Source organism: Citricoccus muralis (genome assembly GCF_029637705.1).
Classification (GTDB): domain Bacteria; phylum Actinomycetota; class Actinomycetes; order Actinomycetales; family Micrococcaceae; genus CmP2.
The window spans coordinates 1,779,971-1,803,785 of the sequence record NZ_CP121252.1 but is presented as its reverse complement, the minus strand read 5'-3'; the positions used below and the strand labels follow the sequence as shown (position 1 = coordinate 1,803,785).

The following is a 23,815-nucleotide window of genomic DNA, read 5'->3' as shown; positions in this document are numbered from 1 at the left end:
CCATGCGCATCGTTCTCGGTGTCACCGGCGGGATTGCCGCTTATAAAGCCGCCCTGTTGTTGAGGCAGATGACCGAATCCGGTCATGAGGTCCAGGTGGTACCCACCGAAAACGCCCTGCGCTTCGTTGGCGCACCTACCTGGGAGGCGCTGTCCGGCCGTCGTGTCCATGTGGACACTTTTGAAGCGGTCGAGAAGGTCAATCACGTTGCTCTCGGGCGACAGGCAGATCTGGTGGTGATCGCCCCGGCGACCGCAGACTTTCTGGCCCGCACCGCAGCCGGGCTGGCTCCTGACCTACTGGGCAATGTATTGCTGACGGCCACCACGCCGATCGTGATCGCTCCGGCCATGCATACCGAGATGTGGCTGAATCCCGCCACCCAGGCGAATGTCGCGACCCTGCGCTCCCGTGGGATGCACGTGTTGGATCCAGATAGCGGCCGACTCACCGGTACTGACACCGGCCCGGGGCGCTTGCCCGAACCCGAAGCCATCTGGGAGTTCGCGCAACAATCACATGCCTCACACGGCACGGCACCAACCCCGTCGACGTCGTTTCTCGCCGGACGCCGTGTGGTGGTCACCGCTGGAGGTACCCGGGAAGCACTCGACCCCGTCCGGTACTTGGGCAATCGTTCCTCCGGCAAACAGGGCACTGAACTGGCTCGCGCCGCCCGTCAAGCCGGCGCCGACGTCACCCTGATCGCGGCCGCCATGGACGTCTCGGCCCCAGAGGGCATCGCCACCCGCCGGGTAGAATCCACCCGCGAGTTGCTCGACGCGGTGTTAGAAGAATCCACCGGCGCCGATGTACTGGTCATGGCCGCGGCTGTTGCAGATTTCCGGCCGGCCCAGCTCGCGACGTCGAAGATGAAGAAATCCGACGACGGATCCAGTCCCACCATCGTGCTCGAACGCACCGAGGATGTGTTGGCCACGGCCGTGCAGCAACGTGACAACGGCGAAAATTTGCCCGGACTGATCGTCGGCTTCGCCGCCGAAACCGGAGACGAGAGCGGCAGTGTACTGGACTACGCCCAGGCGAAACTGGAGCGTAAGGGCTGCGAGATGCTCGTGGTGAACCAGGTCGGCCGCGACCAGGTCTTTGGCCAGGACGATACTGAGATCACCGTGCTGTACCGTGACGGAGCGGCTCCGGTGACCGCACACGGTTCCAAAACGGACGTGTCGGTTCGGATTGTCGAGCTGATCGGCCAGGAACTGGACCCCGACACCGTTTGACCGTTTGTGAAGACCCGCGCGAGACCGGGTTTCCGATTCGTTAGGATTGCTGTCGTGACTGATATCCAGGATTCCACCACCCAGCCCTCCGCCTACGCTCCGTACACGGGGGTCGGCTCCGGCGAACTGCGTCTCTTCACCTCCGAATCGGTCACCAGTGGCCACCCGGACAAAATCTGTGACCAGATCTCGGACGCGATTCTGGACGCCATTCTGGCCAAGGACCCCGACGCTAAGGTGGCCGTCGAGACTCTGACCACCACCGGTCTGGTCCAGGTCGCCGGCGAAATCAACACCGCGGCCTACGTGGAGATTCCCAAGATCGTACGCGACACGATCCTGGCCATCGGCTATGACTCCTCGACTCAGGGCTTCGACGGCGAACATTGCGGCGTGAATATCTCCATCGGCCAGCAGTCGGCCAATATTTTTGCCGGTGTCTTCGGCGGCTCGGTGGAGAACCGCGGCGGCTCCGTGGACGCCATTGACGACCAGGGTGCCGGAGACCAGGGCATCATGTTCGGCTACGCCTCCAACGAGACCGCGGTCTACATGCCGACTCCGATCTACCTGGCACACCGGCTCTCCGAGCGTCTCACCCAGGTGCGCCAGCAGGCAGATTCGCCCGTGCCGTACCTGCTGCCCGACGGCAAGACCCAGGTCACCGTCGGTTACGCCGAGGAAGGTAAGCCGGTCACCATCGAGGCCGTCGTCGTCTCTACTCAGCACCGTGCGGAAGTCTCCCTGACACAGCTCGAAGCCGACGTCATCGAGCACGTGGTGAACCCTGTGCTGGCCGAATCCGGGCTGGACTACTCTCAGGTGGAATACATCATCAACCCCGGCGGCACCTTCGTGATTGGTGGCCCGGTGGGCGACGCCGGACTGACCGGCCGGAAGATCATCGTGGACACCTACGGTGGCATGGCCCGCCACGGCGGCGGCGCGTTCTCCGGCAAGGACCCGTCCAAGGTCGACCGTTCGGCCGCCTACGCAATGCGCTGGGTCGCCAAGAACGTTGTGGCCGCCGGTCTGGCTGACCGCGCAGAATTCCAGGTCGCTTACGCCATCGGCAAGGCCCGCCCCGTTGGCCTGTACGTCGACACCTTCGGTACCGAGAAGGTCTCACGCGAGGCCATCATTGACGCCGTGAACGCCACTTTTGATCTGCGCCCCAAGGCGATCATTGACTCTCTGGATCTGAAGCGCCCGATCTATCAGAAGACCGCCAGCAGCGGACACTTCGGTCGCGAAGACGCGGATTTCACCTGGGAGCGGCTCGACAAGGTCGAGGCGTTGCGGGCCGCCGTCGGCTGGTGACGGGTGCCCCCATCCGAGTCTGACGCCCCGGACGCGCTCTTCTCCCTGCCCGCCTCGGCGCAGGGGGTAGCCGCACTGCCTGAAACCGCCCACGGCTGGCCACCCCTGCCCCTGGCCGCGGTCATCATCGACTCGGCCGTGCCGCACCTGGATCGGCGCTTCGATTATCTGGTGCCCCCTGATCTCGACGTGGCGGCCCAGCCGGGCGTGCGCGTCAAAGTGCGCTTTGGGCACCAAATGATGACCGGATGGCTGGTGGAACGCCACGAGCGCATCACCACCGGCACGAAATTCGTACCGCTCAAAACCGTTGTTTCGACTCTGCCCGTCCTTGACCCCGACGTGCTGGCCTTGGCCGAGCGCACCGCCCAGCGCTACGCCGGTAACGTGGCCGATGTGCTGCGCAACGTCGTCCCGCCGCGGGTGGCCCGCGTAGAAAAAGAATTTGTCGACGACGCGGCACGGGCCCCCGAAACCCCAGCGCCGGTGCGATCGGTGTCCGACTACGGACTCAGCGACCTCGACCGGCTCGTCGACGTGACACAGGAACTCGCCGGCACCGTCTCTCGGTGCGCTCTGGCCCTGCCCAGTGCACACGGCGACTGGGACGCGATGGGGTTGCTCGCTGACGTGGCCCAACAGACGGCGGCGGCCGAGCGCGGCGTGATCATCATCGTGCCCGACGTGCGCGCCCTGGAACGGCTGAGCGGGCTGCTCGAATCCCGACTGGGACGCGGCGGCTTCGCCCGACTCTCGGCCTCCGACGGTCCCACACCCCGCTACCGGGACTTCCTGCGTGTCAAAACCGGACAACGTCGCATCGTGATCGGCACCCGCGCCGCGGTCTGGGCGCCCGTCCACGACCTCGGACTGCTGGTGGTGTGGGACGACGCCGACACCCTGCACTCCGAACCGCGCGCCCCCTACCACCACGCCCGCGAAGTGGCCCTGATGCGAGCCGAGGCGCAGGCGTGCCGCGCACTGGTGGTGGACACCTCCCGCTCCGTGGAGACCCAGCGCCTCGTCGAGTCCGGGCACCTGCATGAGATCGAGGTGCCCCGGACCGTGCGCCACGCCGTGTCCCCGCGCGTCATTGCCACCGCCGACTCCTTCAACGCCGCCCGCGACCCGCTGGCCTCCCGCGCCCGACTGCCGCACCTGGCCTGGAGCGCGGCCCGCTCCGCGCTGGAGGGCAAAAATGTTCCGGCCGGGCCAGTGCTGGTCCAGGTGGGGCGCTCCGGATTCATTCCTGGCCTGCTCTGCGAATCCTGTCGCAACCCGGCGCGCTGTCGCACCTGCGCCGGCCCCTTGACCTATCCGAACCAGGTGGCTGCCCACCGCGGCGAAGCATCCTGCCGGTGGTGCGGACGTCACGATCGCCAGTTCCGTTGCACCGAATGTGGGTCCCCGCGCCTCCGCGCTGGCGCCCGCGGTGTGGACCGCACCGCCGAAGAGTTGGGACGAGCCTTCCCGCAGGTTCCGGTGTTGTCCTCCTCGGCCGACCATATGCTCACCACCGTTGACGCCGAACCCGCCCTCGTGGTGGCCACCACGGGCGCCGAACCGGTGGCCGACGGCGGCTACGCCTCGGCCCTGTTGCTTGACGGCGATTCCCAACTGCAACGTGAAGGACTGCGGGTCCCAGAAACCGTGCTCGGTCACTGGATGCGCGCCGCCACCCTCGTCCGTCCCGCCTCTCAGGGCGGCACCGTGGTGGTCACCGCCGCACGCGAAGACGTCGTCGGTGCCCTGGTCCGTATGAACCCGGTGAGCTTCGCTTCCCGGGAACTCGCCGAACGTGTGCACCTCCAGCTGCCGCCGGCCATGCGCAGCGCCGAAATTTTGGGCCCGCGCCCTGCACTGCAACGCTTCATCGACGCCGTTCAGTTGCCGTACCATGCCGCCCACAGCCCGTGGATCGGTCCCACCCCGCTCAGCGAGGACGAACCCCACGGCACCGGTGACTACCGGGCGCTGCTGTTCTTCCCCTACAAGGTGGCCGCCGAGGTCACCGCCGTGTTGCGCTCCGCACGCGCGGCCTCATCGGCCCGTCGCACCGACGGCGCCGTGCGACTGCGGATCGACCCCGTCGACATCCTTTGAGCCCACTTTCGGAATCGCGGTCTGTTGCTGCATCCACGAGCGCAGCAGCCGCACCACCTCCACCGGGCGCTCATAGTGAATCAGGTGTCCCACACCGTGCAGCATCTCTAACCGCACCGACATCGAGGCCTCCGCGATGCGGGCAGCTAAGAGTTGTTGAGACTCCGGGGTGCCCAACGGATCCTGGTCCCCGGCGATCAGCAACACCGGCAACCGCAACTCCGAAGCCGCGTCCAGCACGGTCCCCGTCACCGACGACCGGTACGCCTCCACCAGCATTGCCCGGGAGGCGAAGTTGGAGAAATAGCGCTGATGCTGATCGTGGGTGTACGCCAGAATTCGACGATCGGCGGTGCGCGACATGAACGTCCCCGTCGCCCACACCACGCCCGGATGAGCCAGGAGTCCGCGACCCAGGCGCTGTGGCAGGGCCGCCGCAGCCTCGTAATACCCCTGCGCCAACCGGGCGGCCCAGCGTTCGGTGAGCGTGCTGCCCGGGCTCAGCGCTGGTTCGGAAATCGGATTGACCAGCGCCAACCCGGCCCAACTCTCCGGGGAGCGGGCTGCCCAATGCGAGGCCACCACCGAACCGAAGGAATGCCCCAGCAACCAAGGCCGGGCGGTGTCACGACGCCGCGGCGCCAGCAGTTCGCCCAGCCCGGAATCCAGGGCATCCACGTAGTGGTGCACCGAATGCTCGGCGTCGGGAAACGCCGCAGAGTCCCCGAAGCCGGGGAGATCGGGTACCAGCACTTCGACGTCGTCGTCGCAAGCCGAAAGCACATCGGCGATCAGCGCCAGGCCGTGGTGATCCCCGCGAAAACCGTGCACCCACACCATCGTGCGGCGAGCCGTCTCTCCAGCAGCCAGACGGGCCGGGTAGCGCCACACCGTGTACCGTGACGTCCGGGCTGACACCGGGTCCGGATAATTGACATCCAGGCGTTCGGGTTCCTGTGCCGGGGCGCCGGTGATCTCCGCGGTGTCGGCCGGGGGAGCCGGGGGGAAGATGCGGTCGCGCCAGCGAATCGGGGGAGCATCGGGAACACTCATGTCCTCAGCCTACTGTCCGGTGCGGGTCGGTATGCTGGCGAACATGACGGCGAGCGCGATCATGAGTATCGACCAGGGCACCACCTCCTCACGGGTGGTGATCTACGACGAACGCGCCCGGGTGCTCAGCTCCGCCCAGCGCGAGCATCGGCAACATTTCCCGCAACCCGGGTGGGTGGAGCACGATGCCGTCGAGATCTGGAACACCGTCCGGGAACTGATGGGTTTGGTGACGGCGCGCGCGGGCATGTCCGCCGAGGACATTGCCTGCATCGGCATCACGAACCAGCGTGAGACTACCGTGCTCTGGGACGTGGAGACGGGTCGACCCGTGCACCGAGCCATTGTCTGGCAGGACACCCGCACCGACGACCTGCTCGCCAGGGTGCGTGAGAGCGAAGACGCCGATGAGCTGCGCCGAATCACCGGTTTGCCGTTGGCATCGTATTTCTGCGCGCCGAAAATCGCCTGGATTCTGGAATATTCCGAGCCGGCACGGTTAGCGGCCGAGCGGGGCACGCTGCGCTTCGGCACCATGGACACCTGGCTGCTGTGGAACCTCACCGGTGGGGTCCACGGCGGGGTGCACGCCACCGACATCACCAACGCTTCCCGCACCTTGCTCATGGATCTGGAGACCGGGCAGTGGCGGCCAGAACTCGGGGCGCACTTCGGGCTGGACCCGGAACAGCTGGGGCCGATGCTGCCGGAGATCCGGGCTTCAGTTTCTGACTTTGGCGCGGTGTCGGCCCGGGTGCCGCTGGCGGGCGTGCGAGTGACCGGGATCCTGGGCGACCAGCAGTCGGCCGCGTTCGGGCAGGCGGTGTTCGCCCCGGGCGAGGTGAAGAATACGTACGGCACCGGTTGTTTCCTGCTGCACAACACCGGTGCGGAGGTGGTGCGCTCGGAACACGGTCTGCTCTCCACTGTGGCCTATCAGCTCGACGGGGAGGCCCCGATGTATGCCCTGGAGGGCTCGATCGCCCAGGCCGGGTCGGTGGTGCAGTGGTTGCGTGACAATCTGGGGGTGATTACCACCTCCGAGGACGTCGAACGACTGGCGGGCACCGTCACCGATAACGGTGGCGTGTACTTCGTCCCGGCCTTCTCTGGATTGTTCGCCCCGCACTGGCGCCCGGACGCCCGGGGGCTGATTATTGGCCTGACCGGGTACGCCACGGCCGGGCACATTGCGCGCGCGGCCCTGGAAGCTACCGCCTTTCAGACCCGGGACGTGCTGGCCGCCGTCGTCGAAGACACGGGTCTGACTCCGGAGGTGATTCGGGCCGATGGCGGGATGAGCGTCAACGACGAGCTGATGCAATTTCAGGCGGATGTGCTGGGCGTGCCGGTCCAGCGGCCACGGAACGTGGAGACCACCGCACTGGGCGCAGCGTACGCCGCGGGACTGGGGCACGGGGTCTGGACGGATCTGGATCAGCTGCGCGAGCTCTGTGTCACCGGCCAACGATGGGAGCCTGCCATGGCCCCGGAACAGCGTGAGGCACTGAGGCGGCGCTGGGCTCGCGCCGTTGTCCACGCCCAGGGGTGGCTCCTCGACGACGCCTGAGGGTCAGCGGGGCAGTGGGGCCAGCTGCTGCGCCTGGATCGCCTGCTCGTAGTACCCCATCAGCTGTTCGGCCAGCACCGGCCAGGTCCGCCTGCGCACCGATTCCAGTGCGGCTTCACCAAAGGAGGCGCGCTTGGCGTCGTCGAAAAGCAAATCTCGGGACGCGCTGACGAGTTCATCGAGCTGGCCGGGGGTGTAAAGCCAGCCGGTGCGGCTGGGGGAGATTAAGTCGATCGGTCCGCCGCTGCGCGGGGCGATGGCGGGCACACCGGAGGCCATGGCTTCCTGAATGGTCTGGCAGAAGGTCTCCAGTTCCCCCGTGTGCACAAACACATCGGCGGTGGCCAGGTGCCGGGCGAGATCCGTGCCGGAGCGGAACCCGCGGAAACGGGCCCGCGGCATCAGCGCCCGCAGGGTCGGCTCTTCGGGGCCCTCGCCGATAATGACCACGCGGACACCGGGGGTATCATGCAGTACCCTCAGATCTTCCACCTGTTTTTCCGCGGCCAGCCGGCCCACGTACATCACGATCCGCTCGTAGTCCGAAGCGAGTTCGGCGCGCAGGCTCGCATCGCGGTGGCGGGGGGAGAACAGGGAGGTGTCCACACCGCGGCGCCACAGGTGCACCCGCTCAATGTCGTGGGCTTTCAGCTGGTCCCGGGTCGCCGTCGAGGGAGCCAAGGTCAGAGTGGCTCGATTGTGCACATCCCGCAGCAGCTGCCAGCTGGCGGATTCCAAGAACGGCATTCCGTACTTGGCGGTGTAACCGGGGATGTCGGTTTGGTAGACCGCCACGGTGGGGATGCCTAAGCGTTGTCCGGCGACGACGGCGCGGCCACCCAACAGGGTGGGGGAGGCCAGGTGCAGGACGTCGGGGGCGAAATCGGCGATTTTGCGCCGCAGCTGGGAGACGTTCGTGGTGGCGATCCGCACGTCCCCGTAACCGAGCATCGGCAGGGAGGGCACTCGGCGGACCCGCACCTTACGTCCGGAGGAGGTGCGCAAGAACCGATCGGCGCCGCGCTGCTTCGGTGCGATGATCGAGAGATCATGGCCAGCGGCGGCGTATTCGTCGACGAGACGGAGAACGGAGTTAGTGACTCCATTCATCAGCGGAAGAAATGATTCTGCGACCATCTGAATCCTCATATCTGCATGGTCTCGACCCAGACCGACACCGCGTCGACCACGACATGACGGACGCATGACAGCTCCGTGTCTGTCCGGTGAACTTCTCCGCGGGGGTCACGCGCGTGGTGCCTCATCGTCAAGTCCCCGGGAAATGATTCCTCGTGCCTCATGGAAAAGTCCCCGCGAAACGGTGTTGTGGTTAGGCGCTACGGGCTCGGCGTTGATCGATCTTGATCCATTCCGCGTCGGGCATGGCCGCAGCGGCCGCGTATTCCAGTTCGCGTTCTAGCCGTCGGGTGGGTTCTTTCGCGTTCTCGATCAATCGGTGCTGGATCGAGGTGATCTTACGAGCGATCTCGACCACGTTCAGCGAGGCTTTATACGCTACGAGCTCGGCCTCTTGGGCCGGGCTAAGCACGCCCGCGGCTAGGAGTCGGTGATACGGCGATAAGGGCTTGTCGTAGACCCGTTTCCGGCGCCCGACCGCATCAGTGGTGTAGCCGATGGGTTTCTTCGTGGGGGTGTAGTAATTCAGCCGGTCACACACCAGTGGCCATAACTGATTCAACAACTCACGCTGGTGAGGGGTGTCGTACCGGTAGTAGAACCCATACCGGCGCACCAGGTGGTTGTTCTTCGACTCAATCGTGGCTTGATCATTCTTCTGATAAGGCCGAGAGCGGGTATAGAAAATCTTCTTCTGAGCGCTCCAGCCCAGTACCTCGTGGTTGATGAACTCGCTACCGTTATCGGAATCGATTCCGGTGACCATGAACGGGACCGCTTCGAGGAACTTCTCGAAAGCAGAGACGATGTGGGTCTGGGAATTGTTCTTGATCGCGGTGGTGAACACCCACCCGGTGTACATGTCAGTGAAATTCACCGTGCGAGCGAACTCGCCCTTCAGGGTGGGGCCGCAATGAGCGACGGTATCGACTTCGAAGAATCCTGGTTCAGCTTCAATCTCGTCACCGGCTTTGCGCACACTGATTGAGTTCCGTAACAGCGCCCCCGGTTTGGTGGCGGATTTACCTCGAATCGGGTCTTGATCCCGCAGAGGTTTCAGATGCCGGTCAATGGTCGCTGCTGAAATAGTGAGCAGCTCATCACGGACGTGCTGGCTGTATCGGTCCTGGCCATAGACGAGATCACCAGTGGCTTCCATGGCGTCTAACCAATCAACCATCGATACTGAGAGGTATTTCCCACAGATCCCGCCAGCAACAGCTGGGCTTACCCTGAATTAGTGGACATCTGAGCAAGGTGGCGGCTGTGGCTGTTACCAGGAAGGTGTCACGATGAGAACCATGACGAGTAAACGCCGGAGCTTTACCCCGGAATTCAAAAGAGAAGCCGCTCGATTGGTGATCGATACCGATCGCAGCATCCGAGCTGTCGCCGAAGAGATCGGCGTTGGAGAACAGTCACTTGGCCGGTGGGTGAAGATCGAGCGCGAGTCTCGCCAGCCAACGAAACGACGCACCGTCGAGGAGCTTGAAGCTGAGAACGCGAAGCTAACGAAGGAACTCTACGAGGCCAGAAAGGACAATGAGTTCCTGGGAAAAGCCGCGAGCTTCTTCGCGCAGAAGCGTCAGGACCGGAACGGTTTGAACTGATGCACGTGGAGAAGCACAATCACCAAATCAAGCGCATGGCGCGATTATTAGGAGTCTCCGCCTCGGGCTATTACGCCTGGGTCGGTCGCGAAGGTCGTCCTCCCGGGCCGCGTGCGGCACGTCAACGACAGATCGACGCGAAGGTTCGCGACGTTCATGCCGAGTCTGGTCACGTGTATGGAGCGCCTCGGATCAGTGCTCAACTCGGCCGAGAAGGGATCAACGTCAATCGGAAAACGGTGGCTGCGTCGATGCGTCGTCAGGGGTTGGAAGGGATCAGCCCACGAATGTTCTCCCCGGTGACCACGATCGCTGGAGTACGCCCGCATCGCATTCCAGATCGGGTGAAGCGCACCTGGGATCAAGGCGAACTGGACAAGGTCTGGATCAGTGATGTGACGTATCTACGTACCGGGGAAGGATGGCTGTATCTGTGCCTGGTCACCGATGCCCATAGCCGGCGCGTGCTGGGCTGGTCGATGTCGAGGGTGCAGAACTCCGAGCTGATTGAATCCGCGCTGCGAAGAGCGTGCTTGGTCCGGCAGAATCACAAGCCTGATGGCCTGGTATTTCACGCGGATCGAGGGGCCCAGTACACCAGTGAAGACACGTACAAAGTCTGTTGGGATTTGGGCTTGGCTCAGTCAGTCGGCCGGACCGGGGTTTGCTTCGATAATGCGATGGCAGAGAGCGTGTTCTCCAAATTGAAAACCGAGTTCTATGACCGTCGTGTCTGGGCTACCCGGGCTGAAGCTCGTGCTGGGGTCGTTCATTGGATTGAGCAGGTTTACAACCGTCGGCGACTGCATTCGGCCCTCGGGATGCTCCCGCCGGTGGAATACGAACATTCCCTTAGGGAACAGCAGTCAGCCGGTGAGATAGAAAGACTTCAGGCAACGGCCTGATGAACTAAGAACATGTCCACAACTTGCGGGCAAGCCCACAGCCCACACGCGTTGCAAGATTTTCAGGCAGTCATAGGAATACTTACTGCCCGGGTTCTTCCGTCGATCGATGACCGCAACGGTAGCGGTGGCTCGTCCTGGTGGTTGGCGAAGACGCCGGCGTAGTTGTTGACGGGCGTGGTCTCGGTTCCAGCCAGTGATTTCCACGACCTTATCGAGGATCCGTGATTTGTCTTTTTTCCTTGCTGCTTCATACGCTTCGGCGTATTTCTTCGTGATCTCGACTCTGGTCGCCAACGAGACATCCTTATCGGGCATACCCCATCGTTGCCGATACCTGGACCCGGAGGATTTGCCGGGGACTTTTTTATGAGGCACGGCCCCTTGCTACGCGGGGACTTTCCATGAGTCTCGTCGACGCGTCGAGATGGGATCCTAGACGCGGTAGAATCGACGAAGGTTTTCCGAGCTGCTCGATGTGTCGCGTGCCGTAGACGGTGTGGGGCGCGTCGGGCGCTGTCATGTCGAGAGCGTGCAGAGGTGTGAAGGTGTCAGAGACGGAAGCGGCCACCACAGAAGGCGTCTACGATGTTGCCCGCATCGAAGCCAGATGGGCCGACTACTGGACGACGAACAACACGTTCGTCCCCACCGACGACGGCTCGCGTCCGCGTCGCTACGTGCTCGATATGTTCCCTTACCCCTCGGGTGACCTGCACATGGGCCACGCTGAGGCCTTTGCGATGGGTGACGTCGTGGCCCGGTACTGGATGCTGCGCGGCTACGATGTGATGCACCCGATCGGCTGGGACTCCTTCGGACTGCCCGCGGAGAACGCCGCCATCAAGCGCAACGCGCACCCGGCCGAGTGGACCTACGCCAACATCGAGACTCAGAAGAAGTCTTTCCAGCGGTACGCGATCACCACCGACTGGTCGCGCGAGCTGCACACCTCGGACCCTGAGTACTACACGTGGACCCAGTGGCTGTTCCAGCAGTTCTTCCGCAATGGCCTGGCCTACCGTAAGGAGTCTCCGGTCAACTGGTGCCCGAAGGACCAGACCGTGCTGGCCAATGAGCAGGTCATCAACGGTGGCGAATGCGAGCGCTGCGGCACTCAGGTCACCAAGAAGAGCCTGAACCAGTGGTACTTCAAGATCACCGACTACGCCGATCGTCTGCTGGACGATATGGGCGAGCTAGAAGGGCACTGGCCCGAGCGCGTGCTGGCCATGCAACGGAATTGGATCGGTCGCTCTACGGGTGCCACCGTGCGGTTCGCCGTCGAGGATGGCCCCGAGATCCCGGTGTTCACCACCCGTCCCGACACCCTGTTCGGCGCCACCTTCATGGTGGTTGCTGCGGACGCCGAGCTGGCGCGTGAGCTGGTCGACGACGAACACGCCGCGGCACTGGAGCAGTACCGCGAAGACCTCAAGCGGGTCTCCGACATTGAACGACAGGCCACGGATCGCCCGAAGACGGGTGTGTTCCTGGGCCGCTACGCCGTCAACCCCCTGACCGGGGAACGGCTGCCGATGTGGGCTTCCGACTATGTGCTCTCCGACTACGGTACCGGTGCGATCATGGCCGTTCCGGCCCACGATCAGCGCGACCTGGACTTCGCCCGCGTCATGGACCTGCCCGTGCGCGTGGTGGTCGACACCGGCGAAGAAGATCCTGCCGCGAGCGGGGTCGCCACCCACGGAGACGGCGTACTGGTGAACTCCGGTGAGCTGGACGGTCTCTCCAAGGATGAGGCCATCGTTCGCGCCGTTGAACTGTTGGCGGCACGCGGCACCGGCGAAGCCTCGGTCAACTACCGTCTTCGCGACTGGCTGTTATCACGTCAGCGGTTCTGGGGCACTCCGATCCCGATCATCCACTGCGAGCACTGCGGAGAGGTTCCGGTGCCCGAGGATCAGTTGCCGGTGCGCCTGCCGGAGAACCTGCGCGGTGAAGAGCTGGCGCCGAAGGGCAAGTCACCGCTGGCGTCGGCAACGGAATGGCTTAACGTGGACTGCCCGCAGTGCGGTGGCGCCGCTCAGCGCGACACGGACACCATGGACACCTTCGTGGACTCCTCCTGGTATTACATCCGGTATGCCTCCGCGCAGGACGACACCCAGGCATTCGACCGAGTTGCGGTCGACCGCTGGTTGCCCGTGGATCAGTACGTGGGCGGCGTCGAGCATGCCATCTTGCACCTGCTGTACTCGCGGTTCTTCACCAAGGCGCTCTACGACATGGGGCTGATCTCGTTCACGGAGCCGTTCAAGGCGCTGCTGAACCAGGGGCAGGTGCTCAATGGTGGCCGCGCGATGTCGAAATCGCTGGGCAACGGGGTGGACCTGGGCGAACAGCTGGACACCTACGGTGTTGATGCGGTGCGTTTGACCATGGTGTTCGCCTCGCCTCCGGAAGACGACGTCGACTGGGCTGATGTCTCGCCCGGCGGTGCCGCAAAGTTCCTGGCTCGCGCTTGGCGACTGGCCCACGACGTCTCCGAAGCCGGTGGGGATCGCGACGCCGCTGCCTCCACCGGTGACCGTGGCCTGCGTCAGAAGACCCACCGCACCGTCTCCGACTGCGAGCAACTGCTCGACGAGCACAAGTTCAACGTGGTGATCGCCCGGCTGATGGAGCTGGTCAACGTCACCCGTAAGACCATCGACCAGGGCGCCGGCCCCGCTGATCCGGCCGTGCGGGAAGCCACCGAGGTGGTGGCTCAGCTGCTGAGCCTGGTCTCGCCGTACACCGCCGAGGACATGTGGGCGTTGCTCGGGCACGAGCCGTCGGTGGCCCGGTCCTCCTGGCTGAATGTGGACCCCGAGCTGTTGGTCGAGGACACCGTGGTCGCCGTAGTGCAGGTCAAGGGCAAGGTCCGTGACCGCCTGGATGTCTCCCCGCAGATCACCGCCGCCCAACTCGAAGAGCTGGCACTGGCCTCGGAGACCGTGCAGAAGGCTATCGGCGACGCCGAGGTCCGCAAGGTCATCGTCCGTGAACCCAAGCTCGTGAACATTGTGACCGGGTGAGCCCGGAGGACTCGATGGCCTCGCATTCTCAGTGGTTCCGCGACATCGTGCAACGGTCACGCGCCGTGCGCGCCGAAGCGACCGGGTGGGGCCGCTATGGCATCAAGCCACCGCGTCGTGAACGCGCAGCCATCGTGACCGACTCCAGTTGCTCGCTGCCAGCCGATGTGCTGACCCTGCCGGTGGGCTCTCACCTGCGTACCGTGCCGATGCCGGTGATGGTGGGCGACCAGATCTACTCCGAGGGCACCGAAGAACTATCCGCACAGTTACCCCTGGCGTTAGCAGCCGGAACCGCGGTGAAGACCTCGCGGCCGGCCCCCGGAGCCTTCGCAGACGCCTACGCAGAGCTCGCCCGCGAGGGATACGGCTCCATCGTCGCGGTGGTGCTCTCGGGTAGGCTGTCCGGTACCGCCGATGCGGCACGGCTTGCCGCCGGCGAATCACGGATACCAGTGCAGGTCATCGACTCCGAAACCACCGGGATGGCCCTGGGAACCGCCGTGCTGGATGGCCTACTCCGAGCCCGTAACGGGCTACCCGCAGAGGAGATGGCCCGCCTCATCACCACCTCCGCCCGGGCATCCCGAGTATTCTTTACTGTGCCCAATCTCGAACAGCTACGGCGTGGTGGCCGCATCGGAGCCCTCGCTGGCCTGCTGGGCCAGCTGCTGCAGGTCAAACCCGTACTGACGCTCAACAACGGCGCCGTGGCGCTGCTGGACCGGCCCCGTACCACCGCGCGAGCCATTGACTCCCTGATCCGCCAGGTCCGCCAAGAAACTGCACAACGTCCCTCTCGAGTAGCGGTGCACGGCTATGGGAACATGGACGCCGCCCACGAACTGGCCGGGCGTCTTGCTGCAGACTCGACGCTGACCGTGCCGGTCATTCCGCTCCCGGCGGTGCTGGCCGCACATCTGGGTCTTGGTGCCCTCGGTGTCACCGTGAGCCCCGATTTCACCTTGCCAGAGTTCCTCCAGGATGGCCCGCCGGAACCAACCGCACCACCCACCGGCTGACTCCTCCACACCCCGCTGAACGCGGTCACCGGTTCGCAGGCTCTGTCCCCGTGCACACCTGGAACGCGCTCCAGAGTGCACGGTGGGCAGATGGGCAGACACAGTCAGACTGAACTACTCCCGGCATTGACGTCCTCTCCGGACAATCTCGAGCCGGACTATCGTCCCATTGAACAGCGTGCGGTGCACGCAGCACCGCTGTGGCGCTCCCGCATGGCCGTCTCCGCAGTTTTGGTGATCGTGGTGATCGCCGGGACGTGGTGGCTATTCCGTTGGTTGCAGGAACCTGCTGGCAGCTCCGTTGAGCAACAGGTGGAGCTGCCCACCGAAACTGAAGAACACACGGCAGCCCCGGTGACCGCCACCGCCCACGGGACCCCTGCCCCGCAGGTGATCGTGCACGTCGCCGGTGAGGTCAGGGAACCAGGGATTGTGGAACTAGCTGAGGGGTCACGGGTGATCGACGCCATCGACGCGGCCGGCGGCCCCACCGATGCGGCCAATCTGGCCGGACTGAATCTTGCCGCGGTGCTCAATGACGGTGAACAGATTATGGTGCCCGACGAGAGCGGCACTGCACCGTATCCAGCGACTGACGCCGCAGATACCTCCACAGGAACCAACAGCGGCACGGTGAACCTGAACACCGCTGACGACGCGATGCTTCAGACATTGCCTGGGGTGGGGCCTGCCATGTCAGAGCGAATCATTGAGCACCGCGAATCGGTGGGGCCGTTCACCACGATGGCCGATCTCGACGCCGTTTCCGGAATCGGCCCCGCCATGATGGAGAAGCTCGAGGGCCTGGTGAGTTGGTGAGGGATCAGTCGGTTCCGCGCCGTGACGCTCCCGCCCCGCTCGATCTTCGCCTGGTTCCAGCCGCCGGTCTCTGTCTCCTCACTGCACTCTGGGTCGACCAGATGGACGCCCGAATTCTGCCTTGGCTGGTGCCCGGGCTGCTCGCCTGCGCGGTGCTCGGCCTGGTGATGGTGATGGTGCTCCATACCCGCCCCCTTCAACCTGGGCCCGGTGCGGCGTTCGTCGGGTCATTGGTGCTAGCCTGCGGGCTGGCCTCCATCGTCGCAGGGCACGCAGTTGCCCAGCGCGAAGCCAGAATCCTCGTTGGGTGGGAAAGCGCCGTGTCCAGTGACACCCCTTTACGGTTAAGCATCGAACCTGGAGGAACCGTCACTCAGAGCGAATCCACGTACGGGCCTCGCTGGCATCTGGCCGGCACCATTACAGGTTACGGACACCCGCATCTGCGGCTCGAGTCGCCGGTGTCGGTCGTGCTCTCGGGTGAAGGGCAGGGGACGGGACCCCCAGATATCGCGACAACCATCTGTGTGATTGCCACGGTAGACGATAACGGCTCCACCGTATTCGCTGCCGCACAACAGCCACCCCAGTACGGTCCGTGCGCGTCCACGGACACAGCAACAGCACCAACAGAGTCGGATAACCCGGAAGAACGGCAGGGCAGAGAGCGGATCCGCCAAGCGTTGCGTGATCACACCGCACACACCATCGGCGCCGCCCCCGAACTACTGCCAGGGCTTATCCTGGGAGACCGATCGGCCCAGAGCCAGGAACTAGACCAGGCTATGAAGGACTCCGGGCTGAGTCACCTGTCGGCCGTCTCCGGAGCTAATTGCTCACTCGTTGTGGGAGTGGTCACGATCTTGCTGCGCTCAGCCCGCATGCCCCGCGCTGTGGTATTGACCGGCGGCTTGGGCACCCTGCTGCTCTTCGTCGACGTTGTTGGCTGGGAGCCCTCGGTCGTTCGTGCCGCGACGATGGGTGCGATCGGCGCGTGGGCGGTGTTCTTCGGCCGTGGTCGCCAAGCGCTGCCCGTGGTGTGTTTGGCCGCCTGTGTTCTGCTGTGCATTGTGCCCGAGCTAGGGCGAGAACCGGCCTTTCAGCTGTCCCTGGCGGCGACCACCGGCATCGTCCTCGGAGCACGTCCAGTCGAACGCTGGCTGAGTGGGGGACTGCAGCGGATTCTTCCAGAGCCCGTGGCGCTCACGATCTCCGCGGCGCTGGCCATGGCCGTCTGCGCGCAACTTGCTTGCCAGCCAGTGCTACTCGGGCTCACCGGTGCTGTGAATATCTACGCGGTACCAGCCAACATGTTGGCCGCCCCCTTGGTTCCCTTCATCACCGTTCCCGGCACCCTTGCTGCTTTCATTGGGGTCATCGCACCCGGGGCAGCCGAACTGATCCTGACCGTCATTGCCCTGCCCGCCGCCGGGATCGGATGGATCGCCGACACCGTGGCCCGTTGGCCGCACGCGCTGACTCCTTGGCCCGATGGCACCGTGGGAACGGTCCTCATCGGCCTGCATCTGGTGGCGATGGTCGTGGTGCTGCTCAAGCTAATGCGCTGGGAACGACGAGGCCATCCAATGGTCCGCTTGTTGGGTACTCGGGACTGTGCCAAGCCTCGAAGAGGCTCTCACTTCCTCCGGGATCAGTTGGGGTGGGTGATCATTATTGTCGCCGTGGTGGCCCAGGCCGCGGCGCTGACGCCCACTCATACCAGTAGGCTTCCGTTGGACTCGAACGTGGTCATTTGTGATGTCGGGCAGGGAGATATGGTGCTCATCCGAACCTCGGACCATGCGGCCATCGTTGTTGACACCGGCCCTGATGACGAGGCCGCTCAGCGGTGTCTGCGCGAAAACCGGATCGAGGACATCCCGTTGGCCGTGATCAGCCACCTGCACGCCGACCATGTGGCGGCTCTCGACGCCATTGTCGACATCGCGCGGCCCGAGCGCATTGTGTACAGCACCGCCGAACCGGACACCCCGTCCACTGAACTGGATCTGGCTTCCCCAACCGAGACAGATCAAGATAGCCCAGCAATTACGGTTCAGGGGGCGCACATGCGTATCCCCACAGAATCAACCAGGACGAAGGCCCTTCCTGATTACGCGCAGCGAGCCAGTAAAGGACAATCCGGCGGATTCCGGGGCAATATTGCTGGCCGAGAGACCACCGTAACCTGGAGCGTGTTGGAGGCCGACGGTCAGGCCACGAATGAGAACGACTCATCCATCCAACTCCTGGTGGATATTCAGCACGAAGCCTCGTCGCTGAGCATGCTGATGACCGGCGACATGGAGGAAGATGCCACCCGCGGGTTACTCAATGCGGGCGTCCTTCCGGATCGGGTGGACGCCCTAAAAGTTGGCCACCACGGCGCTCGAAATGGTGGCACCGAGATCATCGAAGCAATGAATCCAGATATCTTCCTTATTGGTGTCGGTGCGGACAACAGCTACGGGCATCCGCATCCCGACATCGTGGGTGCGGCCACGCGTACCGGAACGGTGTTGCGTACTGACTTGCACGGTTCGGCAAGTTTGACCTTGGGGGAGCGGAGCGTGAAGATCGACACCAGCAGATAGGATATTTCCATGGCAGCGACGCGATCACGCACGGCACCGAGCACGGACTGGCGCACGGTGACGGCACAAGCACTCATTCTGCTCAAGGGACCCGAGGAGCTGATTGTCACTCGCGTGATTGATCGGGTTCGCGAAGAATTACGGGCCGAGGAGCCCGAGCTCGAGATCCACAACATTTCCGCATCCGACTACACCAGCGGAGAGTTGACCATGCTGGCCAGCCCCTCGCTTTTCGGAGAAACGAAGTTGTTGCTCGTGCAACAACTTCACTCCATGTCTGAGGCGTTTCTCACCGATTGTCTGGACTACGTCGAGCAGCCCTCCGACGATGTCACCATGGTGGCCTGGCACCAGGGCGGCAACCGGGGCAAGAAATTGGTGGACGCATTCGGCAAGCACGGTTCGTTCGTGGACTGTAAGGCGATCACCTCGGAGAAGGACAAAACCGAGTTCATTCAACAGGAATTCCGCGCTCACCGGCGCCGCATTGACCCGGAGGCCGTGCGCGCACTGCTGGATGCCACAGGGAGTTCCCTCTCCGATCTGGCTGCTGCCTGCTCGCAGCTCATGAGTGACACCGAAGGTGCCATCACCGAGCAGACAGTCAACCGCTACTACGGAGGTCGTATTCAGGCCACCGCCTTCAAAGTGGCGGATGCGACGCTGGAAGGTCGACCAGCCGAAGCCATCGGGCTATTGCGGCACGCCCTGGCCACCGGCGTGTCTCCTGTGGCCGTCACCTCGGCTTTGGCCATGAAAACCCGACAGCTGGCGCGCATCGTTGACGCCCGTATCGGGCAAGGACAGATCGCCTCAGAACTGGGGATGGCTCCATGGCAGGCGAAACGCGTCGCAGCCACCGTGCGTTTTTGGCGTCCAGACAGCATTGCGGCGGCCGTCGAGCAAGTCGCTCAGGCCGATGCAGAGGCCAAAGGACAGGCTCGCAACGCCGACTACGCGGTGGAGAAAGCGATCACGAACATCGCACTGGCTGCACGTCGATAACAGAATCACTCGCTAAGAGTGATGACAAAACTAAGGCGGCCCCTCCCGAAAAATCGGGAGGGGCCGCCTCGTACGTGGTGGTTCAGCCGATCAGGCGCCCAGTGCGTTCACGCGGCGGGCGATGCCCGACTTGCGGTTGGCGGCCTGGTTCTTGTGGATGACGCCCTTGCTCACGGCCTTGTCCAGCTTCCGGCTGGCAACGGCCACGGCCGAAGTCGCTGCGTCCTTGTCGCCAGCGGCGACAGCCTTATCGACGGCGCGGATGGCAGTCTTCAGCTCGGACTTGTACGCTACGTTCCGAAGACGAGCCTTCTCATTGGTGAGAATGCGCTTCTTCTGAGACTTGATGTTGGCCACGAATATGGTCCTTCTCTGTCAACTGGTTGGTCGGTGAGGGAATTTCTCGGACACCGGCGACTGAGCGGCGTGGGGAATGCCTAGGAAAGCCGTTCCGAGAGTGCCCGTCGACCTGCGCGGACACACGAGGATTCAGAATATCACGAATCAGGCGGTTCGTGCCTCGACTGCGGCGGCGACGCGCTGATAGATTCGCTCCTCCAGCACCCCACCCTCGCGCCGCAGGTCGCGCGGATTCAGCTGAAGCACTCGAGTCAGGTTGACTTCACTGGGACGACCCTTCGGATCCCAAGCTCCCGAGCCAATGTCGAGATAGTCCTCATCAGGGGACGACGCGTTGTTGCGATCCCTGGTCGTGAGCTGCAGAGCCAGCAAGTAACGACCCCTCCGAGCGATGATCAACACGGGACGATCCTTGCCCCTGCCATCAAGTTCTTCGAACGGCACCCACGTCCACACCACTTCACCTGGGCCCGCCTGCGGGCCGGGGACAGGATCGTACTCACAGCGCACCGCACCCCGAAAATCTCCGGTATAGTCCGTCACCTCATGGCTGGTCTGAGGCGGGGTGCGGGTTCCTGCGCCGTTCTCAGCGGAACGGTTGCCGCCCTGACGCTGCTTCTGGGGTGTGTCATTTCCCTGCCGTGCCCGGTTAATCTGCTGGGCAAGACGAGTCACCTGTCGACCGAGTCGCATAATGCGATGGAGGTTCATAGCCATGTTCTTCAGCGTAAAACATCCGCGACCCAGTGAAAGACTCTCCGGCTCCGAGGGTGGCCCGCCACAGCAGGCAGGAAAACATGAAACAATAGGGGGTCTAGACATTCAGCGTCGTTAAGGATTCCACTTGGCGACGACACTGATTCGCCCCGAAAAGGATGATGCTCGTGTCGCCGATGGCGTCCCACCCTCCGGTCCCCGCCAGCACTGACCCTGCCGTGCTCCGGAACTTCTGCATTGTCGCCCATATCGACCACGGTAAGTCCACTCTGGCTGACCGGATGTTGCAGTCCACTGGAGTTGTTCAGCCCCGCGATATGAAGGCCCAGTACCTGGACCGCATGGATATCGAACGCGAACGCGGTATCACCATCAAATCCCAGGCCGTGCGTATGCCCTGGGAAGTCGACGGCACGAACTACGCGCTGAACATGATCGATACTCCAGGCCACGTGGACTTCGCCTATGAAGTATCACGATCGCTGGCTGCGTGCGAAGGCGCGATCCTGCTGGTCGACGCCGCCCAAGGTATCGAGGCACAGACGCTGGCCAACCTCTATATGGCCATGGAACATGACCTCACCATCATTCCTGCGCTGAACAAGATTGATCTGCCGGCCGCCGATCCGGATCGCTACGCCGAAGAGATCGCCCACCTCATTGGCTGCGAACCTGACGAGGTGTTGCGTGTCTCGGGCAAGACCGGTGTCGGCGTCGATGCGTTGCTTGATCGTGTGGTCCAGGACGTGCCTGCTCCCGAAGGTCAGGTGGACGCCCCAGCTCGCGCAATGATCTTCGACTCGGTCTATGACACCTATCGCGGTGTGGTGACCTACGTGCGTGTGGTGGACGGGTCTCTGTCTCCGCGCGAAAAAATCGAAATGATGTCGACCGGAGCCACCCACGACCTACTGGAGATCGGTGTATCCTCGCCCGAGCCACAGCCCACCAAGGGCCTGTCCGTCGGCGAGGTCGGCTACCTGATCACCGGTGTGAAGGATGTGCGCCAGTCCAAGGTCGGCGACACGGTGACCTCCCACGCCAAGCCGGCCGAGACTCACATTGGTGGCTATGACGAGCCTCAGCCGATGGTCTTCTCCGGGCTGTACCCGATCGACGGCTCCGACTACCCAACGTTGCGTGACGCGCTCGACAAGCTCAAGCTCAACGACGCCGCCTTGAACTACGAACCAGAAACTTCGGTTGCGCTTGGCTTCGGCTTCCGAGTGGGCTTCCTGGGTCTGCTACACCTGGAGATTATTCGCGAGCGCCTGGAGCGAGAGTTCAACCTCGATCTAATCTCGACCATGCCGAACGTGGTCTACGAAGTCACCACGGAGGACAAGTCCGTGGTCACCGTGACCAACCCCTCGGAATTCCCCGAAGGGAAGATCCTCTCGGTTCAGGAACCGATGGCCTCCGCCACGGTGATCGTCCCCAGCGAGTACATCGGTGCGGTCATGGAGTTGTGCCAGTCCAAGCGCGGTCACATGCGCGGCATGGACTATCTCTCTGAAGAACGCGTTGAAATCCGTTATTGGATTCCGTTGGCCGAGATTGTCTTCGACTTTTTTGACCAGCTCAAATCCCGTACCAAGGGATATGCATCGTTGAACTGGCAGCCCGATGGGGACCAAGAAGCGGACCTGGTCAAGGTCGATATTCTGCTACAGGGCGATGCCGTGGACGCTTTCTCGTCGATTACCCACCGCGACAAGGCATACTCCTACGGGGTCATGATGACCGGGAAGCTCAAGGAACTGATTCCTCGGCAACAGTTTGAGGTGCCGATCCAGGCGGCTATTGGTTCCCGGATCATCGCTCGTGAGAATATCCGGGCCATCCGCAAGGATGTCCTCTCCAAGTGCTACGGTGGCGATATTTCTCGTAAGCGGAAGTTGTTGGAAAAGCAGAAGGAAGGCAAGAAACGGATGAAGATGGTCGGCCGCGTCGAAGTGCCGCAAGAGGCCTTCATTGCTGCACTGTCCTCCGACGGTGGTGGCGACCAAGCCAACGCCAAGAAGTGAGTCTGACGAGGAATTTGTGCCAGGAACTCCGATAACCGCGGATCCGGCTCCGACCGACGGACTACTGCCGGACACGGTAGCGCAGACCATTAAGATCGCCAAACGCTCCGGGGCTGCGCGGACCTTTTCGCTCTACGTTCATGTGCCGTTCTGCACGGTTCGGTGTGGCTACTGCGACTTCAACACCTATACGGCAGAAGACATGGGCCCCGGAGCGTCCCGGACCAGCTACGCAGATACAGCCATCGCTGAGATTGGCTTCGCTGCCGACGTCATGAACGCCTCGGATATTCCGGCGCGTCAGTTGCACACCGTTTTCTTTGGCGGAGGCACCCCAACGCTGTTACCGGCCGCGGACCTGGTGCGCATTCTCGATGCTGCCCGTTCTCAATGGGGCATCGCCGAGGGTGCTGAGATCACCACGGAAGCAAACCCCGATTCGGTCACTCGAGAGTCGCTATGGAAGCTAGCCGAGGGCGGATTCACCCGAGTCTCCTTCGGTATGCAGTCTGCAGTCAACCACGTGCTGGACACTCTTGAGCGCACTCATCGTCCCGAGAACGTGCCAACGGCCGTAGCCTGGGCGCGGCAGGCCGGGCTGGAAGTCTCGCTCGACCTGATCTACGGGACACCTGGGGAGAGCCTTGAAGACTGGCGCACCACGCTCGATACTGCGCTTCAGCTACAACCGGACCACATTTCCGCTTACGGGCTCATCGTTGAAGAAGGCACCAAATTCGGTGCCGCCGTCCGGAGGGGAACCCAAGCAGATACTGATCCGGACGACCAAGCGGACAAGTACCTGCTGGCCGACACCCTGTTGGCTGAACGCGGCTATCACTGGTACGAAGTCTCAAACTGGGCGCACGATCCAGACCGGCGCGGCATCAACCAAGCTCGCCACAACGTCGCCTACTGGCGGGACCAAGATTGGTGGGGTGTGGGCCCCGGAGCACATTCGCATCTAGCGGGGGTACGCTTCTGGAACGCCAAGCACCCTGCGGCCTACGCTCAGCGTTTAACGACCGGGGTTTCTCCGGCGATCGGACGCGAAACCCCCGACGCAGAGGCTCGCCGGCTGGAGCGGATCATGCTGGGCGTGCGTCTGTCGGAAGGACTGGCCATCGCAGATTTCGACGATGACGAGCCCTTGGACCGGGCGGAGATCACCAAGCTCATTGCCGACGGGCTCATTGACGGTGCCGCAGCGTTGCGTGGTCGTATCATTCCTACCCTGCAGGGACGCCTGCTCGATGACGCCATCACCCGCCGACTCGCAGGATTCTGATCA

General features: G+C 63.4%; 18 protein-coding genes. 12 read left to right on the top strand and 6 right to left on the bottom strand.

Annotated elements, in window-relative coordinates:
- Nucleotides 1-2: 2 nt before the first annotated feature.
- The 3 genes from coaBC to P8192_RS08240 all read left to right on the top strand — a co-directional run bounded on the left by coaBC (nt 3) and on the right by P8192_RS08240 (nt 4,667).
- Entirely contained in the window at nt 3-1,244 is a 1,242-nt protein-coding gene (gene coaBC, locus P8192_RS08250; protein WP_278156103.1) for a bifunctional phosphopantothenoylcysteine decarboxylase/phosphopantothenate--cysteine ligase CoaBC, read from the top strand.
- A 126-nt stretch (nt 1,245-1,370) separates the two neighbouring features.
- Nucleotides 1,371-2,564: a methionine adenosyltransferase gene (gene metK / locus P8192_RS08245; protein ID WP_278159767.1), complete on the top strand. Its 1,194-nt coding sequence runs from the start codon at nt 1,371-1,373 to the stop codon at nt 2,562-2,564.
- Between the two features lie 3 nt (nt 2,565-2,567).
- Nucleotides 2,568-4,667 (top strand): primosomal protein N', encoded by a 2,100-nt coding sequence (locus tag P8192_RS08240; protein ID WP_278156101.1) that lies wholly within the window; start codon nt 2,568-2,570, stop codon nt 4,665-4,667.
- On the opposite strand, the gene P8192_RS08235 is transcribed toward P8192_RS08240, so the two are convergent.
- Nucleotides 4,605-5,720 (bottom strand): alpha/beta fold hydrolase, encoded by a 1,116-nt coding sequence (locus P8192_RS08235; protein ID WP_278156100.1) that lies wholly within the window; start codon nt 5,718-5,720, stop codon nt 4,605-4,607. The genes P8192_RS08240 and P8192_RS08235 overlap by 63 nt on opposite strands.
- A gap of 43 nt (nt 5,721-5,763) precedes the next feature.
- On the opposite strand from P8192_RS08235, the gene glpK reads away from it, so the two are divergent.
- The gene (gene glpK, locus P8192_RS08230; RefSeq protein ID WP_278156098.1) at nt 5,764-7,290 is read left to right on the top strand and encodes a glycerol kinase GlpK; all 1,527 of its coding nucleotides are present in this window, start codon (nt 5,764-5,766) and stop codon (nt 7,288-7,290) included.
- Between the two features lie 3 nt (nt 7,291-7,293).
- Here glpK and P8192_RS08225 read toward each other — a convergent pair whose 3' ends face one another.
- Nucleotides 7,294-8,439 carry a glycosyltransferase family 4 protein gene (locus tag P8192_RS08225; RefSeq protein ID WP_278156095.1) on the bottom strand — a complete coding sequence of 382 codons (1,146 nt, stop codon included), beginning with the start codon at nt 8,437-8,439 and terminating at the stop codon, nt 7,294-7,296.
- Nucleotides 8,440-8,620: 181 nt separating this feature from the next.
- Nucleotides 8,621-9,607 carry a DDE-type integrase/transposase/recombinase gene (locus tag P8192_RS08220; protein ID WP_278156093.1) on the bottom strand — a complete coding sequence of 329 codons (987 nt, stop codon included), beginning with the start codon at nt 9,605-9,607 and terminating at the stop codon, nt 8,621-8,623.
- A 112-nt stretch (nt 9,608-9,719) separates the two neighbouring features.
- On the opposite strand from P8192_RS08220, the gene P8192_RS08215 reads away from it, so the two are divergent.
- A protein-coding gene (locus P8192_RS08215; RefSeq protein WP_278156091.1) for an IS3 family transposase occupies nt 9,720-10,942 on the top strand; the annotation gives its coding sequence in 2 pieces (ribosomal slippage) (nt 9,720-9,993 and nt 9,993-10,942; 1,224 coding nt in all).
- On the opposite strand, the gene P8192_RS08210 is transcribed toward P8192_RS08215, so the two are convergent.
- Nucleotides 10,904-11,260: a hypothetical protein gene (locus P8192_RS08210; RefSeq protein WP_278156088.1), complete on the bottom strand. Its 357-nt coding sequence runs from the start codon at nt 11,258-11,260 to the stop codon at nt 10,904-10,906. The genes P8192_RS08215 and P8192_RS08210 overlap by 39 nt on opposite strands.
- A 203-nt stretch (nt 11,261-11,463) precedes the next feature.
- On the opposite strand from P8192_RS08210, the gene leuS reads away from it, so the two are divergent.
- From leuS to holA, 5 genes are all read left to right on the top strand, one after another.
- Entirely contained in the window at nt 11,464-13,980 is a 2,517-nt protein-coding gene (leuS, locus tag P8192_RS08205; protein ID WP_431521096.1) for a leucine--tRNA ligase, read from the top strand.
- Between the two features lie 14 nt (nt 13,981-13,994).
- Nucleotides 13,995-15,002: a DegV family protein gene (locus P8192_RS08200; protein WP_278156084.1), complete on the top strand. Its 1,008-nt coding sequence runs from the start codon at nt 13,995-13,997 to the stop codon at nt 15,000-15,002.
- Between the two features lie 126 nt (nt 15,003-15,128).
- On the top strand, nt 15,129-15,821 hold the full coding sequence (locus P8192_RS08195) for a ComEA family DNA-binding protein (RefSeq protein WP_278156082.1): 693 nt from the start codon (nt 15,129-15,131) through the stop codon (nt 15,819-15,821).
- Nucleotides 15,818-18,415 (top strand): ComEC/Rec2 family competence protein, encoded by a 2,598-nt coding sequence (locus tag P8192_RS08190; RefSeq protein ID WP_278156080.1) that lies wholly within the window; start codon nt 15,818-15,820, stop codon nt 18,413-18,415. The genes P8192_RS08195 and P8192_RS08190 overlap by 4 nt, the downstream gene beginning before the upstream one ends.
- Nucleotides 18,416-18,424: 9 nt before the next feature.
- Nucleotides 18,425-19,420, top strand: a complete 996-nt coding sequence (holA, locus tag P8192_RS08185; RefSeq protein WP_278156079.1) for a DNA polymerase III subunit delta — start codon at nt 18,425-18,427, stop codon at nt 19,418-19,420.
- A 90-nt stretch (nt 19,421-19,510) separates the two neighbouring features.
- On the opposite strand, the gene rpsT is transcribed toward holA, so the two are convergent.
- On the bottom strand, nt 19,511-19,777 hold the full coding sequence (rpsT, locus tag P8192_RS08180) for a 30S ribosomal protein S20 (RefSeq protein ID WP_270105160.1): 267 nt from the start codon (nt 19,775-19,777) through the stop codon (nt 19,511-19,513).
- 147 nt (nt 19,778-19,924) lie between these two features.
- Nucleotides 19,925-20,497, bottom strand: a complete 573-nt coding sequence (locus tag P8192_RS08175) for a type II toxin-antitoxin system PemK/MazF family toxin (RefSeq protein ID WP_278156076.1) — start codon at nt 20,495-20,497, stop codon at nt 19,925-19,927.
- A 167-nt stretch (nt 20,498-20,664) separates the two neighbouring features.
- Between P8192_RS08175 and lepA the strand changes: the two genes are divergently transcribed.
- Together lepA and hemW are read left to right on the top strand one after the other, a co-directional pair.
- Nucleotides 20,665-22,524 carry a translation elongation factor 4 gene (lepA, locus tag P8192_RS08170; protein WP_278156074.1) on the top strand — a complete coding sequence of 620 codons (1,860 nt, stop codon included), beginning with the start codon at nt 20,665-20,667 and terminating at the stop codon, nt 22,522-22,524.
- Between the two features lie 16 nt (nt 22,525-22,540).
- Nucleotides 22,541-23,812 (top strand): radical SAM family heme chaperone HemW, encoded by a 1,272-nt coding sequence (hemW, locus tag P8192_RS08165; protein WP_278156072.1) that lies wholly within the window; start codon nt 22,541-22,543, stop codon nt 23,810-23,812.
- The last annotated feature ends 3 nt before the right edge of the window (nt 23,813-23,815 follow it).